At 38.5% G+C, this 17,237-nt stretch carries 14 protein-coding genes and 2 pseudogenes; 15 read left to right on the forward strand and 1 reads right to left on the reverse strand.

Annotation, left to right across the window (positions count from 1 at the left end):
- Positions 1–98 precede the first annotated feature (98 nt).
- The 8 genes and pseudogenes from ptb to IGK86_RS07465 all read left to right on the forward strand — a co-directional run bounded on the left by ptb (position 99) and on the right by IGK86_RS07465 (position 7,965).
- On the forward strand, positions 99–920 hold the full coding sequence (ptb, locus tag IGK86_RS07430) for a branched-chain phosphotransacylase (RefSeq protein WP_016617354.1): 822 nt from the start codon (positions 99–101) through the stop codon (positions 918–920).
- Between the two features lie 18 nt (positions 921–938).
- Entirely contained in the window at positions 939–2,021 is a 1,083-nt protein-coding gene (buk, locus tag IGK86_RS07435; RefSeq protein WP_002397335.1) for a butyrate kinase, read from the forward strand.
- A gap of 5 nt (positions 2,022–2,026) precedes the next feature.
- Positions 2,027–3,436, forward strand: coding sequence for a dihydrolipoyl dehydrogenase (lpdA, locus tag IGK86_RS07440; protein WP_010713372.1), 1,410 nt, complete (start codon positions 2,027–2,029; stop codon positions 3,434–3,436).
- A gap of 10 nt (positions 3,437–3,446) precedes the next feature.
- Complete coding sequence (locus tag IGK86_RS07445; protein ID WP_002360226.1) at positions 3,447–4,439, forward strand: thiamine pyrophosphate-dependent dehydrogenase E1 component subunit alpha; 993 nt, start codon at positions 3,447–3,449, stop codon at positions 4,437–4,439.
- A gap of 21 nt (positions 4,440–4,460) precedes the next feature.
- Positions 4,461–5,447 (forward strand): alpha-ketoacid dehydrogenase subunit beta, encoded by a 987-nt coding sequence (locus tag IGK86_RS07450; RefSeq protein WP_002357475.1) that lies wholly within the window; start codon positions 4,461–4,463, stop codon positions 5,445–5,447.
- Positions 5,448–5,491: 44 nt separating this feature from the next.
- Positions 5,492–5,641: pseudogene (locus IGK86_RS07455) on the forward strand (biotin/lipoyl-containing protein); the annotation flags it as partial.
- Positions 5,642–5,833: 192 nt separating this feature from the next.
- Positions 5,834–6,769 (forward strand): annotated as a pseudogene (locus IGK86_RS07460) (dihydrolipoamide acetyltransferase family protein); the annotation flags it as partial.
- 143 nt (positions 6,770–6,912) lie between these two features.
- A complete protein-coding gene (locus IGK86_RS07465; protein WP_002384478.1) occupies positions 6,913–7,965 on the forward strand; it encodes a PTS sugar transporter subunit IIC in 1,053 nt (350 codons plus the stop codon).
- An 8-nt stretch (positions 7,966–7,973) separates the two neighbouring features.
- Here IGK86_RS07465 and IGK86_RS07470 read toward each other — a convergent pair whose 3' ends face one another.
- The gene (locus IGK86_RS07470; RefSeq protein WP_010775861.1) at positions 7,974–8,864 is read right to left on the reverse strand and encodes a LysR family transcriptional regulator; all 891 of its coding nucleotides are present in this window, start codon (positions 8,862–8,864) and stop codon (positions 7,974–7,976) included.
- A 176-nt stretch (positions 8,865–9,040) separates the two neighbouring features.
- On the opposite strand from IGK86_RS07470, the gene IGK86_RS07475 reads away from it, so the two are divergent.
- The 7 genes from IGK86_RS07475 to trmFO all read left to right on the forward strand — a co-directional run bounded on the left by IGK86_RS07475 (position 9,041) and on the right by trmFO (position 17,224).
- On the forward strand, positions 9,041–9,982 hold the full coding sequence (locus IGK86_RS07475) for a 2-dehydropantoate 2-reductase (protein ID WP_025193958.1): 942 nt from the start codon (positions 9,041–9,043) through the stop codon (positions 9,980–9,982).
- A 275-nt stretch (positions 9,983–10,257) separates the two neighbouring features.
- Entirely contained in the window at positions 10,258–11,109 is an 852-nt protein-coding gene (gene ylqF / locus IGK86_RS07480) for a ribosome biogenesis GTPase YlqF (protein ID WP_002357480.1), read from the forward strand.
- Between the two features lies 1 nt (position 11,110).
- Entirely contained in the window at positions 11,111–11,878 is a 768-nt protein-coding gene (locus IGK86_RS07485; protein WP_016617357.1) for a ribonuclease HII, read from the forward strand.
- Positions 11,879–11,938: 60 nt separating this feature from the next.
- Positions 11,939–12,802 (forward strand): DNA-processing protein DprA, encoded by an 864-nt coding sequence (dprA, locus tag IGK86_RS07490; RefSeq protein WP_002382350.1) that lies wholly within the window; start codon positions 11,939–11,941, stop codon positions 12,800–12,802.
- A 90-nt stretch (positions 12,803–12,892) separates the two neighbouring features.
- On the forward strand, positions 12,893–13,546 hold the full coding sequence (locus IGK86_RS07495) for a CPBP family intramembrane glutamic endopeptidase (protein ID WP_016617358.1): 654 nt from the start codon (positions 12,893–12,895) through the stop codon (positions 13,544–13,546).
- A gap of 184 nt (positions 13,547–13,730) precedes the next feature.
- Positions 13,731–15,809 (forward strand): type I DNA topoisomerase, encoded by a 2,079-nt coding sequence (gene topA, locus IGK86_RS07500; RefSeq protein WP_002357484.1) that lies wholly within the window; start codon positions 13,731–13,733, stop codon positions 15,807–15,809.
- A 107-nt stretch (positions 15,810–15,916) separates the two neighbouring features.
- Positions 15,917–17,224 (forward strand): FADH(2)-oxidizing methylenetetrahydrofolate--tRNA-(uracil(54)-C(5))-methyltransferase TrmFO, encoded by a 1,308-nt coding sequence (gene trmFO, locus IGK86_RS07505; RefSeq protein WP_002357486.1) that lies wholly within the window; start codon positions 15,917–15,919, stop codon positions 17,222–17,224.
- Positions 17,225–17,237 lie beyond the last annotated feature (13 nt).

Here is a 17,237-nt window from a genome sequence, read left to right on the forward strand (position 1 = left end):
ATAAAAAATATTAATAAGGACATAAAAATTAACAATTTGTATGCGCTTACATACTGAGGTAGATTTAAAGTGTAAAGAAGAAAAAATGAGGTGAGAAAATGATCACTGTTTCAATTGCAGGAGGTTCACAACCAGAGATTTTACAGCTAGTTAAAAAAGCACTAAAAGAAGCCGAGCAACCATTGCAGTTTATTGTATTTGATACAAATGAAAATCTTGATACTGAAAATCTCTGGAAATATGTTCATTGCTCAGATGAGGCCACGGTAGCACAGGAAGCTGTCAGTTTAGTTGCAACTGGTCAAGCACAAATTTTATTGAAAGGAATTATTCAGACCCACACATTACTAAAAGAAATGTTGAAAAGTGAGCATCAATTAAAAAATAAACCGATTCTTTCCCATGTAGCAATGGTGGAGCTGCCTGCAGGAAAAACCTTCTTGTTAACCGATTGTGCGATGAATATCGCTCCCACTCAAGCAACCCTCATTGAAATTGTTGAAAATGCTAAAGAAGTCGCCCAAAAATTGGGATTGCATCACCCGAAAATTGCTTTGTTAAGCGCAGCGGAAAATTTCAATCCTAAAATGCCTTCGTCTGTTTTAGCAAAAGAAGTCACGGCACATTTTAATGGTCAACAAGAGGCTACGGTTTTTGGGCCACTTTCGCTTGATTTAGCGACCTCTGAAGAAGCGGTTGCGCATAAACGTTACAGCGGTCCTATCATGGGGGATGCAGATATTTTAGTGGTCCCAACTATTGATGTTGGAAATTGTTTATACAAATCATTAACCTTGTTTGGGCACGCCAAAGTGGGAGGAACGATTGTTGGCACAAAAGTCCCAGTCGTTTTAACATCTAGAAGCGATTCAACAGAAAGCAAATTCCATTCATTAAGATTTGCCATGAGACAAGTTTAAAAAAAGGAGCAGAAAAAAATGGAAACAGTATTGGTTATTAATCCTGGCTCGACCTCCACGAAGTTAGCGCTTTTTGCTAATCATGATTGCTTGGCAGAAGAAACGCTTAGACATAGCGTCCAAGAATTGGCACCTTTTGAAAATGTTGTCAGTCAAACACCATTTCGAAAACAAATGATCGCGGAATTTTTAGAAACACATAACATCACACAATTAGCCGCTGTCGTGGGGCGTGGTGGTTTGCTTAAGCCTATTCCTGGCGGTACGTATCTTGTCGACCAACAAATGCTAGAAGACTTGCGGACAGAACGCTTTAATACCCATGCTTCAAATTTAGGGGCGATTTTAGCTAATGAGTTTGCAGAAAAATATCACGTGCCAGCCTTTATTGTCGATCCTGTTGTTGTAGATGAGCTACAGCCATTAGCCAGGATTTCTGGATTAAAAGGCATTCAGCGGCGTAGCGTTGGTCACGCCTTAAATCAAAAAGCGGTCGCTCGAAAAATCGCTGAGGATTTAGGGAAAACATATGAGCAAAGCAATTTTATCGTTGTTCATTTAGGTGGGGGCATTAGCTTGGGGGCGCATCAAAAAGGCCGCATGGTGGATGTGGTAAATGGGCTTGATGGTGAAGGTCCTTATACGCCAGAACGCAGTGGTGCCTTACCGCTCGTTGAATTTGCGCAATGGATACTTGAACAGGAGTTAACGATTAGCCAAGTGAAAAAGCTAATTGCGGGTAATAGCGGTCTTAAATCATACCTAGGTGAAACAGATTTACGGCATATCCAAGCACAAATAGCTGCAGGTGATCAAACAGCAAATTACTATTTAAAAGGAATGTGTTACCAAATCGCAAAAAGTATTGGCGAGATGGCCGTGGTTCTTGAAGGCACAATTGATGCAATTATTTTAACAGGGGGCGCAGCCTATTCGCAAACCGTTGTTCAAGAAATTAGTCAAAAAGTCACTTGGATTGCACCAATTAAGGTTTACCCAGGTGAAATGGAGATGGCTGCTTTATATGAAGGCGTCAATCGAGTATTAACAGGGGAAGAACAAGCTTTAAATTATAGTGAAGCAAAAATTGAGCAGGAGTGATCAAAATGGCGGAACAAACAGATTTACTGATTTTAGGTGGCGGAACAGGAGGCTATGTAGCTGCAATTCGAGCCGCACAAAAAGGGCTAAACGTCACAATTGTTGAAAAATACAAATTAGGTGGCACTTGTTTGCACAAAGGCTGTATCCCTACAAAAGCTTTATTAAGAAGCGCAGAGGTTTTTGATACCTTAAAACAAGCGGCTTCTTTTGGGATTGAAACAGAGGCAGCGTCCATTGATTTTTCTAAAATACAACAACGAAAAGAAGGAATTGTTGAGCAGTTGCACAAAGGTGTTGAAGGCTTATGCAAGAAAAATAAAATCAAAATTTTAGCAGGCGAAGGTGCGATTTTAGGTCCCTCCATTTTTTCACCAGTCTCTGGCGCAGTGGCAGTTACGTTTAATGATCCAACACGAGAAGAAGAAATTATCGTTCCTAAAAATGTCATTATTGCGACAGGCTCTAGTCCTAAAACGTTACCTAATTTGCCACTGGATGAAGAATTTATCTTATCTTCTGATGGGATGCTTGAATTAGAAGAGCTACCAGAATCAATTGCAATTATTGGTGGTGGCGTTATTGGTGTCGAGTGGGCTTCTTTATTAAATAGTTTAGGTGTCAACGTAACTATCATTGAATTTTTGGATCGGTTACTTATAAATGAAAGTGCAACAATTTCTAAAGAATTAAAGAAACGTTTAGAGCAACGAGGAATTAACATTTTATTAGGTAGCAAAGTCCAAGAAGCGAAAGTTACTGGACAAAAGGTTCAAGTAGAAGTTGCAGGACAAGAAAGCCTCACTGTTGACAAAGTCATGGTAGCAATTGGTCGTCAACCCAATATCAATAAGTTAGGGTTACAGAATACCTCAGTGAAATATACTGACAAAGGCATTGAAGTAAATGAATTTTATCAAACCACAGAAGGACATATTTATGCGATTGGTGATTGTATCGATACACTTCAACTAGCCCATGTGGCTATGAAAGAAGGAGAGTTAGCTGTTCAGCATCTTTTAGGCGAGACAGTGGAACCTTTAAATTATACAAACGTGCCTCGAGGTGTTTATACAAATCCTGAAATAGCAAGTGTCGGCTATACTAGAGAAACTTTACCAGAAGATAAAGAAGTAGTGATTGGCACCTTTAATTTTAATGGTAATGGTAAATCACTTGTTTATGGAGAAACAGATGGCTTTATAGAAGTAATTCGTGACAAGAAGACCGATGATTTATTAGGGGTTTCTATGATTGGGCCACATGTCACGGATTTAATTGCCGAAGCAAGTACTGCCATGTATTTAGATGCCTCGCCCATTGAAATTGGTGAAGCAATCCACGCGCATCCAACAATGACAGAAGTATTGCAAGAAGCAGCCTTAGATACTTATGGCTTAGCGATTCACAAATAGAGAAAGGTTGATGAAAATGAAAACGCTTAAAAAATCGGGTTTATCAAAAGAAGAATTGATTCAGGCATATCGTCAAGTACTACGAGGACGTCGTTTAGACGAACGGTTGTGGCAATTAACAAGGATTGGTAAGACCTCTTTCAATATTTCTGGTCAAGGGGCAGAAGTTGCACAAGTAGCGATGGCGATGGCTTTTGATCCTCAAAAAGATTATTTTTTACCGTATTATCGTGATATGACCGCGTGCTTGGTTTGGGGCATGACCTCCAAAGATATTTTAATGGGTTCTTTTGGAAAAGAAGCGGATCCTTCTTCCCATGGTCGTCAAATGCCGAATCATTATGGTTCAAAAGAGCATAATATTGTTTCCTTCTCTTCAACAGTAAGTACACAAATGCCATTAGCGACAGGTGTTGGTTATGCAGCGCAACTTCAAAAAGCTGATTTTGTTGCATTGACCACCACTGGGGAAGGCTCTGCCAATCAAGGAGAAGTCCAAGAAGCTATGAACTTTGCAGGCGTAAAAAAATTACCAGTCATTTTTGTTGTTGAAAATAATGAATATGCGATTTCTGTCCCAATTGAAGAACAGTATGCCAATAAACGAATGGCCGATCGCGCGAAAGCTTATGGCTTTGAAGGTGTAACCGTTGATGGTAGTGATTTTACTGAAGTCTATCTAGCGTTTAAAGAAGCAGTAAAAGCGGCTCGCGGGAAAAAAGGACCAAAATTGATTGAATTAATGGTTTCTCGCTTGACTTCTCATTCCGCTGACGATGATCAATCTGTTTATCGTTCAAAAGAAGAAATTGAAGAGATGAAAAAGAACGATGCAGTGAAGCTTTTTGAAAAACAATTATTAGAAGAGGGCTATTTAACAGACGAAGACATTGCCAAAATTGATGAAGAAATTCGTGCAGAAATCAATCAAGCAACGGATGAAGCAGAAGCAATGCCAGATCCTGTACCGACATCAATTTTAGAAGAAGTGTATGCAAAATAAGAGAAGAGGAGAAGAAATATAATGGCTGAGATGACTTATTTAGAAGCAATTAACTTAGGAATTTCTGAAGAAATGGCTCGTGATGAAAAAGTAGTTATTTTTGGAGAAGATGTCGGCGGCGACAAAGGCGGCGTGTTCGGTGTAACAAAGGGCTTGGCTGCTAAATACGGTGACGAGCGTTGTTTTAATACACCGTTAACAGAAGGCCTAATTGGTGGTTTAGCTGTCGGCTTAGGTTTAATGGGCTATCGCGCAATTGGTGAATTTCAATTTGCGGATTACATTTTGCCTGCAACCAATCAATTGTTATCAGAGGCTCGGACAATGCGCTATAGAACAAAAGGCGATTGGACTGCGCCAATCGTTTATCGGACCCCTTATGGCGGCGGTGTTCGTGGTGGGCTGTATCATTCTCAGTCTACAGAAAAAGTTTTTTGTGGACAACCAGGATTAAGAGTTGTGACCCCCTCTAATCCTTATGATGCAAAAGGGATGATTAAAGCAGCGATTCGTTCCGATGATCCAGTCATTTTTTACGAACATAAGCGTTTATATCGTTTACTAAAAGATGAAGTGCCTGCAGATGATTATATCGTACCAATTGACAAAGCCAATGTCGTTAGAACGGGTAGTGATTTAACCGTGATTAGTTACGGCATGACCTTGCAATTAGCTTTAGCTGCGGCGGAAAAACTAGCCGCTGAAGGAATTGATGCCGAAATCGTCGATGTTCGCTCATTATATCCTTTAGATCGCGAAACATTAGTAGCTGCAGCTAAGAAAACAGGGAAGGTCTTACTCGTAACAGAAGACAATAAAGAAGGCAGCGTGATGAGTGAAATTGCGGCAATGATTTCAGAAGATGCTCTCTTTGATTTAGATGCACCGATTCAACGACTTGCAGGACCTGATTGTCCAAGCATGCCTTATGCATTACCTTTAGAAAGAGAATTTTTAATCAATGAAGAGCAAGTATTAGCAGCAATGAAAGAATTAGCAGAATTTTAATTGAAGCAAGGAGGAAAAAATAAATGGCCACAAAAGAAATCAAAATGCCTCATCTAGGCGAAAGTGTCACAGAGGCAGCCATTGTCCAATGGTTAGTTAAACCAGGAGATTCAGTGAAACGCTATGATCCCTTAATGGAAGTCGTTTCTGATAAAGTCACCACGGAAGTCCCATCAGATTTTGATGGTGTAGTAAAAGAATTTCTGATTTCTCTAGATACAGATGTGCCCATCGGAACAGCGGTGATGACGTTAGAGACAGAAGAAACAACCGAAAAAACAGAAGAAGCTACTTTAGCACCAGTGAAAGAAGCAAGTGCGGAACAAGCACAAGAACATGAAACGGTTGAAACAACAAGCACTGCGACGTCCCATCAAAAAAATAATGGTCGTTATTCCCCAGCAGTCCTTAAAATTGCCCAAGAAAAAAAGATTGATTTAACACAAGTTACAGGGACAGGTCGTGATGGTCGAATTACTAGAAAAGATGTTACAAACTTTACACCAACACAGGCAAGAACACCTGAGAAAACAGTGAGTCCAGGAACTAGCCCTTCAATTTCAGAGGAGCCAGTTGCTTCGCAAAATGAAAGCGCCGCAACAGCTAGTCCAACTGAAACAACCACAGATAAAATTGTCTCTGCAGATCCTGTACGTAAAGCAATTGCTAAAAAAATGGTCCAAAGTGTCAACGAAATCCCTCACGCTTGGTTAATGGTGGAAGCGGATGTGACCAACTTAGTCCAACTTAGAAATTCATTAAAAGATGAATTTAAACAACAAGAAGGCCTGTCTCTAAGCTTCTTCCCATTTTTTGCCAAAGCAGTCATTCAAGCGTTAAAGAAAAATCCAAAAATCAATACATCTTGGGATGATGGCTCAATTATTTATCATAAAGATGTTAATTTATCCATAGCTGTAACGACAGACGAGCATCTTTACGTGCCAGTGATTCAACAAGCGGATAACTATTCGATTGCAGGGCTAGCTAAAGAAATCAATCGCTTGGCACAAGAAGTCCGACAAGGAACGCTAGCAAGCAAAGAAATGCAAGGAGGGACCTTTACCCTTAATAATACTGGGACACTAGGTTCCGTCCAATCGATGGGAATTATTAACCATCCACAAGCTGCGATATTACAAGTAGAGTCAATTAATAAACGCCTTGTGCCAACCGCAGATGGAGGCTTTAAAGTGGCAGATATGGTTAACTTATGTCTTTCTATTGATCATCGAATTTTAGATGGACAACAAGCAGGTAAGTTCTTGCGAGATGTTAAAGATAATTTAGCGAAATATAATGCGGATACGGATGTATATTAAAAATCGTTCCTTACTTTAGTTAAATAAAAAGCGCCTCAAAGAAATAAACGCTCTTCTTTGAGGCCGCTCTTTATCTAACAGAAAGTTCAATCATTCTCAAACTTATTCTAAAAAAACAAAAATAATCAATAGGAGTGTTGAAAATGCCCACTGATAAACTGGATGCTCAATTAACCCCAAGAATATTTTTTAACAAAGTGTTAGCTGGAACAGCTTCCGGCACCATTATCGCCTTAATTCCCAATGCTGTATTAGGAGCCATTTTAAAATATTTTGCAGAATACAAGATTATCGAAATGATTATTCATGCGGCGCAAATTTTCCAACTAGCCACCCCTTTAATTATTGGTGGACTGATTGCTTTTCAATTTGGCTTAACGCCACAGAAAATGATGATTGCTGGCGGTGCAGCATTTGCTGGCTCTGGCGTGATTAAATTTAATTCAGAAGTGAAAGGCTTTATTGGTGCAGGCACTGGTGACATCATTAATATTATGATTACCGCTTCTGTTGCAGTCTTACTTTTATTAGTCATCGATAAAAAATTCGGTTCAGTGGAAATCATTGCTTTACCGATCGTTGTTGGAGTAGGTGCAGGCTTGTTTGGCATGTTGATTTACCCATATGTGACACAGATCACGGTCGCCATTGGTAAAGTGATTAACAATTTTACTGATTTCCAGCCAATTATCATGAGTATTTTAATTGCTTGTTCATTTGCTGCACTGATTATTTCACCAATCACTACTGTGGCAATCGGTTTGGCGATTCAGTTGAATGGCTTGTCTGCAGGTGCTGCCGCAATGGGAATTGCAGCCACAACTGTTGTTCTTGTGATTAATTCTTGGAATGTCAACCAATCGGGAGTGACACTGGCTGTCTCTTTGGGCGGTATGAAAATGATGATGCCTAACTTATTTAAATACCCAATTATTTTAATTCCTTGTTTATTTACAGCGACTATTTCAGCAATTCCTGTGGTTCTATTCAACATTTCAGGAACCCCACAATCGGCTGGATTTGGCTTGGTTGGACTCGTGGGGCCACTTGCTTCATTGGATGCGGGCTTAGGGATCTTACCTTTACTCTTTTCTTGGTTTGTTGTCCCAATTGTCGCGGGTTTATTCTCAAAATTCTTATTTGAAAAAGTGTTGAAACTTTATGATAGTAAAGTCGTCTTTGCTTATCAAGGCTAGGCTATCCATTAATTTTCTTTAATGATTTGGATAAAATCTCTAACATCTTCTGTCATACTAAAATCGCGGCGCAAAGCAATGCCGATGGGGAAATAGTCAAACTTATCTTTTAAAGGAATCCATTTCAGTCCCTGACTTTTTCCCACTTCATAATATTCAATCGGTAGCAAACAAATCGAATTATTTTTTTGTAAACTATAAAGAAGTACTTGTAAATCATCGTTATGCAAAATGATATTCGGCTCATAACCGAAGCTCCGAGTCCGATCTAGTAGTAGGCGACCAATCATAAAATTATCACTTAACGATGAAAATCGTTGATCTTTCAAATCTTTAAAAGTTAATTTTTCATGTTGAGAGAGAGGATTTGATTCTGGTACCACGACATAAACATGGTAGCCTTTGGTAGTCGTTTCTAAAGGTTCAATATGAATAATTTCAGGTAAGGTATTTGGGAAAGAAATTAGTCCCATATCAATTTCTTTATTTGCTAACATCGTTTGTAATTTTGGCGAGCCATCTTGCTGTAATATTAAATTCACATGTGGATGGGTTGTTAAAAATCGTGAAATTTCTTTCATAAATTGTACAGCAAATAAAGTAGTTAAGCCTAAACGCAATTGCTTTTTAACTGGTTTCTGGTTCATTTCACGAATATCTGTTACCAATTGATCGAATTGAAAAACAACTTCTTGGCCATGTTCATATAAATAAAGACCTGTATCGGTTAATTGAAACGGTTGATCAGAATGATCAAACAACGCTGTGCCTAACTCAGATTCCATTTTTTTCAATGCTAAAGAAAGTGTTGGTTGGGTGACAAATAAATTGCGAGCGGCCGCCGATAAACTGCGGGTATTAACAATTTCAATGAAGTACTTTAAAAGCTGAATATTCATCAGAAACTCCCTTTCTTTTTAAAAGCGCTTACACAAATGTGCTTGGATAAAAAATAACAAATAGATCACTTATAATATAACATATGTTTTGCCTTTTTATTGCTATAAAAGTAAGAGATAGAGATTTTCTTAGCAGATTTTTACCTAAAAATAAAAAATTGAACGGAGGAAAAGAAATGAAGATTATTATCGCAGGTGCTGGCGCTATGGGCAGTCGTTTTGGACTAATGTTACATCAAGCAGGAAATGACGTTATTTTTGTTGATGGTTGGCCAGAACATATTGAAGCAATAAGAAAAAACGGGTTAGTTGCTGATTTTAATGGCGAAGTGGTGACCGCTAAAATTCCTATCTATCCTCAGACAGAAGTAGCAAGCATCGATTTTACAGCAGACTTAGTTATCCTATTTACAAAAGCAATGCAACTGGAAGGAATGCTTGAAGCATTAGAACATTTCCTTAATAAAAATACGAAAGTTTTATGCTTGTTAAATGGAATTGGTCACGAAGATATTATCAAAAAATACGTGCCATACGAAAATATTTTATTAGGAAACACAATGTGGACCGCTGGGTTAGAAGGACCGGGTAAAGTAAATTTATTTGGCAATGGTTCGATTGATTTACAAAATTTAGGAGCGCAAAGTGAACAAGCAGCAGAAGCAGTCATTAAGGTATTAAATAACGCTGGCTTAAATGCACGTTATTCTGAGAATATTTTATCATCCATTTATAAGAAGGCCTGTGTAAATGGAACAATGAATGGTTTATGTACTTTGTTGGATTGTAATATGGCAGACTTTGGCGAAACAGAGCAAGCAGATCAAATTGTTCAACAAATAGTTAATGAATTTTTAGCAGTCGCTGAAGCGGAACAAGTTACGTTAGATAAACAAGCAGTCCTTCAACAAATCCGCTCGTGTTATAATCGAGAAACAATTGGTCTGCACCATCCATCGATGTATCAGGACTTAATAACCAATCATCGTTTAACCGAAATTGATTATATCAATGGAGCAATTGTTCGCAAAGGGAAAGTCTATGGGATTGCTACACCGTACTGTCAGTTTTTAACAGAGTTAATTCATTGTAAAGAAAATTTACTTCATGCTAAATAACAAGTAAAAACAGAAATACTCTTGAGTCGGTCTTGAGAAGAGCTTGACCTACTTCTTTCTATACTTTGCCAGTGTACAAGGCTGAGACAAAATCCAAAGTGAGTTTGGCTCAGCTTTTTTGTTTTTTAAAGAACACTACAGAAAATAAATCAAATCCGTGAAAAATATGTTAAACTAGAGAAGGTGTTTTTTCGCAAGAATCTACGCGGAACACAGGACTCGTTGAAGAATTGAATCAAAGAAACAATGTGTTAAAGAAGGGATTTGAACAGATTATGACCATTCAATGGTTTCCCGGCCATATGGCCAAAGCAAGAAGAGAAGTTTCGGAAAAAATCAAATATGTCGATATTGTATTTGAACTAGTTGATGCGCGGTTACCGCTTTCTTCCCGTAACCCAATGATGGACCAAATTGTCCAACAAAAACCACGATTAGTCCTTTTAAATAAAGGGGACTTAGCAGATAACGACCAAAATAAAAAATGGCAACATTACTTTCAAAAGAAAGGGTACCAAACCCTAGTCATCAATGCCCAACAAAATAAAGGAATCAATAAAATTGTGCCAGCAGCCAAGGAAGCGTTAAAAGAAAAATTGGCTCGTGAACAGGCGAAAGGCTTGAAACCGCGTGCGATTCGCGCAATGTGTATTGGGATCCCCAATGTTGGTAAGTCAACCTTAATGAATCGTTTAGTCGGAAAAAAAATTGCGCAAACTGGGAACAAGCCAGGCGTGACAAAAGGACAACAATGGTTACGCTCTGGTTCCCAATTGGAATTACTGGATACACCAGGAATTCTCTGGCCAAAATTTGAAGATGAAGAAATTGGGAAAAAATTAGCTTTAACTGGCGCTATAAAAGATCAATTATTGCATTTAGATGATTTGGCGATTTATGGATTAGAATTTTTTGCACGTTTTTATCCGCAACGTTTGACGGAACGATATGGTTTAACAGAGGAAGAGCTATTTTTACCTGCTCCAGAACAGTTGATGTTAATTAGCCAAAAACGTGGTTTTAGAGATGATTATAATCGAGCCAGCGAAATGATTATTTTAGAAATTCGCAGTGGAAAATTAGGTACATATACTTTGGACCGCTGGGAAGAACTAGGAGACGAATAATATGGCAAAAGAGTCGATTCAGGCAATCAAAGAAGCGTTGCTAACTGTCATTGATGCAACCGATGAACGATTAGCAAGCTGGCGAGAAGATGAACGTTCAGGAGTGCAACAAGCGATCAAACAATGGGAACGTCGCCAGTTAGCCAAAGAAAAAGAATGGCAACTTTTTAAAGAAATGAGTCAATTTGAGGAAGCGGCCTATAAAAAAGGCCATCGTTTAATTGCAGGAATTGATGAAGTAGGCCGCGGACCATTAGCTGGCCCTGTTGTGACAGCTGCAGTTATTTTACCGAAAGATTGTCAGTTATTAGGCTTAAATGATTCAAAAAAACTATCTGCTAAAAAACGGGAAACGTTATATAACCAGATTCAAGAACAGGCTGTCGCTATCGGGTTAGGTATCGCTGATCAAGGAGTCATTGATCAAATTAATATTTATCAAGCAACTAAACAAGCGATGAAAATGGCAATTGACGATTTAGCTTTTGCACCAGATTATTTGTTAATTGATGCAATGCAGTTAGACGTTCCCCAACCACAAGAAAGTTTGATTAAAGGGGATGCACGCTCCATTTCGATTGCAGCAGCCAGTATTATTGCAAAAGTAACAAGAGATCGATTAATGGAAGAATATGATGAATTATATCCTGGATATGGATTTAAAAACAATGCAGGCTATGGAACAAAAGAACATCTTCTCGGGTTAGAAAAATACGGTGTAACACCCATTCATCGACGTACGTTTGCGCCAATAAAAGATATGATTTAAAAATAAAACACTTTTTTTACGTATTCTTATTTTAAGAAGATGTGAAAGAGGTGTTTTTTGTTGGAAATTTTACAACGACAATTATTATTTAAATTAGCGGTATGCCAAGGAATTGGCAATTTAGGTATCTTAAAAGTGTTACAAGAAGCTATCGCACAAAAGCGTGTTGATTTTTCCAGTACAGAAATTATTAGAATCGCTGAAATCAAGAAATATCGTGAATTATTTGAACAATCTTGGTTACACCATACGATTCATAGTGAAGCGTTATATATACGACAATGCCAACACCAATTTATGACAATTTTAGATGCCGTCTATCCTAAATTATTACGAGAAATTTATAATCCACCAGCAATTCTTTTTTATAGAGGAAATTTACAATTGTTAAGCAGAAGGAAAATTGGCATCGTCGGCGCTCGCTATGCCACTTCGTATGGGTTAAGAGTGACTGAAGCTCTGGTTCCTAAAATAGTCAAAGAAGGATTCACAATCGTCAGTGGACTTGCCAAAGGCATTGATAGTCGTAGCCATGAGATGGCCATCCAGAACGGGGGTCAGACAATTGGAATTTTAGGCACTGGATTAGATGTATATTATCCGTATGAAAAGAAAGAATTACAGCAAACTATGAAGCAGAATCAGCTTGTTTTAACAGAATATGTGAATGGGAGTGGGCCGAAAAAATATCATTTTCCTGCACGTAATCGCATTATTGCTGGATTATCTTTAGGGGTCTGCGTGATGGAAGCTCGTAAGAATAGTGGCTCTTTAATTACTGCACAAGCGGCGATGGATTACGGGCGCGAGGTATTTGCCGTACCGGGAAGTATTTTCCAGTCTTTTTCAACAGGCTGCCATGAATTAATTCAGGACGGCGCTAAATGTGTTCAGACAATTGATGATATTTGTGAAGAATTGTGACTTTTACTAATTGTGAATTGACAACCTACGTTCACTTCGGTACTATTTAATCAGATTTTAATCTTTTGGTTGTTAGTTAGGAGTGTCTAAATGGAAACGGTTGTTAGAAAAAGATGGTTGTTTGGTATGCAGCTACTGGGCTTTTTGATTTTGGATCAAATTCCTTTGATGATGGTCTCACTTGTTCAATTTTCTACAGAAAATTTTTGGTTTCGCTTTGTTAGTGGATTAGTGGCTGTTGGACTTGGTGCCTATTTCGTCTATCTATTTGTTGCTTTTTTGAAAAAGAAAAAGCTCATAACTTGGACTTTTTTAGGAATCAAAGAAACCTTGCCAGTGGTCTTGTTAGGTTTGGTGATAATCTTTTGTGTGGGAATACTTGGTGATTTCTTATTACGTCTGGAAGGACTAGAGACGACCTCTAACCAACAAAGTGTTGAAGAAATTGTCCAAGCCATTCCTAAAGGGCTTATACTTATTTTTGCAGGTGTGATTGGGCCAATTTTCGAAGAGGGAATTTTTCGTGTCGGGATTCAAGCGTTTTTCAAGCCAGCTTCAAAAATAGGCATACTCGTTTCTTCTATTTTATTTGCACTTGTGCACACGCCCACAGATATAGGTAGTTTTATTATTTATTGGGGCATGGGTTTAGCGTTAAGTTGGGTCTATCTACGCACGGGTCGCTTTGAAGCTGCTGTCTTGACTCATTTTATTTGGAATGTTTTGGGTATTTTAATGCTTTAGGATAAAATCTATAAATCATAGGCATTTTTTATTTATAAATTCGGACAGTCAAACAGAAATGACAGAAATGTTAGAAAGCCTAGTCTTGACAAACCTATTCTATATAGCATATGATGTATTACGATTTGTGCGTTTTTTACATATATTATATAGTAGGAAAGCGAACACGAAAGGAGCTAATTGAATGGCCTATAAGTATCTCGTGATTGTAGAATCACCTGCCAAAGCCAAAACAATTGAAAAATATCTAGGAAGAAACTACAAGGTGGTTGCCAGTGTTGGTCACATTCGCGATTTACCAAAAAGTAAAATGGGGATTGATATTGAAAATAATTATGAACCTCATTATATTTCGATTCGCGGAAAAGGCGATGTCATCAAAAGTTTAAAAGCGGCTGCAAAAAAAGCTGAAAAAGTCTATCTCGCAGCCGATCCGGACCGAGAAGGTGAAGCAATTGCTTGGCATTTAGCTTATCTTCTTGGCCTTGATTTAAAAGATAAAAACCGTGTGGTATTCAATGAGATCACTAAAGAAGCGGTAAAAGCGGCATTTAAAGAACCTAGAACCATCAACGTTGATTTAGTTGATGCACAACAAGCACGGCGCATTTTAGACCGTTTAGTTGGATACTCGATTAGTCCTATTTTATGGCGTAAAGTCAAAAAAGGTTTGAGTGCTGGTCGTGTGCAATCTGTTGCTTTAAAAATGATTATTGATCGAGAAAATGAAATTCGAGAATTTAAACCTGAAGAATATTGGAGCATTGATGGGAATTTCCAAAAAGGTCGCAAGAAATTCAAAGCAAATTTCTGGGGCGTAGATGGTAAAAAGAAAAAATTACCAAATGCAGAAGCGGTGAAAGAAATCACTTCTCGAATTGACGGTAAAGATTACGATGTTACAAAAGTTGAGAAAAAAGAACGGAAACGTAATCCTGCATTACCTTTTACAACCAGTAGTTTACAACAAGAAGCGGCACGTAAATTAAATTTCCGTACCCGTAAAACCATGATGGTTGCGCAACAATTGTATGAGGGAATTGCTTTAGGGAAACAAGGCACTGTGGGGCTGATTACCTACATGCGTACAGACTCAACCAGAATTGCCGATTCCGCCAAAGCAGAAGCTGCTGAATTCATTGAAAAGACCTACGGAGATGAGTTCTCAGCACATGGCGGCCGCAAAGCAAAAAATACGCAAGGTGCACAAGATGCCCATGAAGCGGTTCGTCCGTCAAGCGTTTTAAGAACACCTGATGAAATGAAGAAGTATTTAGATAAAGATCAATTAAAATTATATACTCTTATTTGGTCGCGCTTTGTAGCTAGTCAAATGACACCAGCGATTTTAGATACCATGAAGGTCACGCTTCAACAAAACGGCGTAACGTTTATTGCCAATGGCTCCAAAGTGAAATTTAAAGGGTTTATGCAAGTATATGTTGAAGGACGCGATGATGGTAAAGAAGACAAGGAAAATATTTTACCTGAATTAGTGGAAGGTGACGTTGTTAAATCGGTCGATATCGAACCGAAACAACACTTTACTCAACCACCGGCTCGTTTTAGTGAAGCCACGTTAATCCGGACTTTAGAAGAAAATGGTGTGGGCCGACCATCAACGTATGCGCCAACATTAGAAACCATTCAACGGCGTTATTACGTGAAGCTAACCAATAAACGGTTTGAACCAACGGAATTAGGTGAAATTGTGAATTCCCTAGTTTCAGAGTTTTTCCCACAAATTGTCGATACACATTTTACAGCGACAATGGAAACGGACTTAGATAAAGTCGGTGAAGGTCAAGAAAAATGGGTTGAAGTTGTCGATCGTTTCTACAAGCCCTTCGAAAAAGAATTAACAAATGCCGAAGAAAAGATTGAAAAAATCCAAATTAAAGATGAACCAGCAGGTTTTGACTGCGAACTATGTGGACATCCAATGGTGATTAAGCTGGGTCGCTACGGGAAATTTTATGCATGTAGTAATTTCCCAGATTGTCGGAATACAAAAGCGATTGTCAAAGAAATTGGCGTGACTTGTCCTGTGTGTCACGAAGGACAAGTTATTGAACGGAAATCAAAGAAAAATCGGATTTTCTATGGCTGTAGTCGGTACCCAGAGTGTGACTTCACTTCTTGGGACAAACCAGTAGGCCGACCATGTCCAAAATGTGGGCAATATTTAGTAGAGAAAAAAGTTAAAGGCGGCAAACAAGTCGTTTGTATCAATGGCGATTATGAAGAAAACGTCCAAAAATAAGAAAAATTGAGACCGAAGAATTTACTTCGGTCTTCTCTTTTAGTAAAATGAATTGAGTTTGTAAGAGACAGCTCTTAACTTCTTGACATAGAAAGGAATTTTTATACATGACAAAAAAAGTCACAATTATTGGTGCCGGTTTAGCCGGAAGTGAAGCGGCATGGCAAGTGGCCAATGCTGGCGTACCAGTTGATTTATATGAAATGCGCCCTGTCAAAAAGACACCAGCGCATCAAACAGAAAATTTTGCAGAGTTAGTTTGTTCTAATTCATTACGTGGAAATAGTTTAACCAATGCGGTAGGTGTTTTGAAAGAAGAAATGCGCCGTTTAAATTCAATCATTATTGGTAGTGCAGATCAAACCGCTGTACCAGCTGGCGGCGCCTTAGCAGTTGACCGTGATTCTTTTTCTGAAACAATCACTGAAAAAATTAAAAGTCATCCATTAATTACAATCAAAAATGAAGAGATCACCGATATTCCAGAAGGGATTGTAATTATTGCAACGGGGCCCTTAACCTCTGAAAGCTTATCTCAAAAAATTCAAGAATTTAATGGTTCTGAAGGCTTTTATTTTTACGATGCAGCAGCACCAATTATTGATAAATCAACAATTGACATGGATAAAGTTTATTTAAAATCTCGTTATAACAAGGGCGAAGCGGCTTACTTAAACTGTCCGATGACTGAAGAAGAATTCAATGCTTTTCATGAAGCACTAGTCAATGCAGAAGTGGTTCCTTTACGCACGTTTGAAAAAGAGAAGTTTTTCGAAGGCTGTATGCCCATCGAAGTAATGGCGCAACGTGGCATTAAAACCATGTTGTTTGGCCCAATGAAACCTGTCGGACTAGAAGACCCTAAAACAGGTAAACGCCCTTATGCTGTAATTCAATTACGTCAAGACAATGCTGCAGCTTCTTTATACAATATTGTTGGTTTCCAAACGCATTTAAAATGGGGTGAACAAAAACGAGTATTCCGTATGATTCCGGGATTAGAAAATGCTGAATTTGTTCGCTATGGCGTCATGCACCGTAATAGTTTTATGAATTCTCCAGAGTTGCTAAAACCAACCTACCAATCAAAAAAACGTGACGATCTGTTTTTTGCTGGACAAATGACTGGTGTTGAAGGATATGTTGAAAGCGCGGCAAGTGGTTTACTCGCAGGTATTAACGCAGCTCGTCTTGCCAAAGGGGAAGAGCCGATTGAATTCCCTCGCGAAACGACTTTAGGAAGTATGGCTTATTATATTACACATGCAGAAGGCAAACATTTCCAACCAATGAATGCAAACTTTGGGCTTTTCCCAGAGTTACCTGAACGAATTCGTGACAAAAAAGAACGCTATGAAGCAATTGCTAATCGGGCCTTAGATGTCCAAGCTCAAGTTATCCAATCTTTAGACTAAATTAGAAAAAATA

Source organism: Enterococcus sp. DIV1206, from assembly GCF_051712485.1.
GTDB classification, from domain to species: domain Bacteria; phylum Bacillota; class Bacilli; order Lactobacillales; family Enterococcaceae; genus Enterococcus; species Enterococcus faecalis.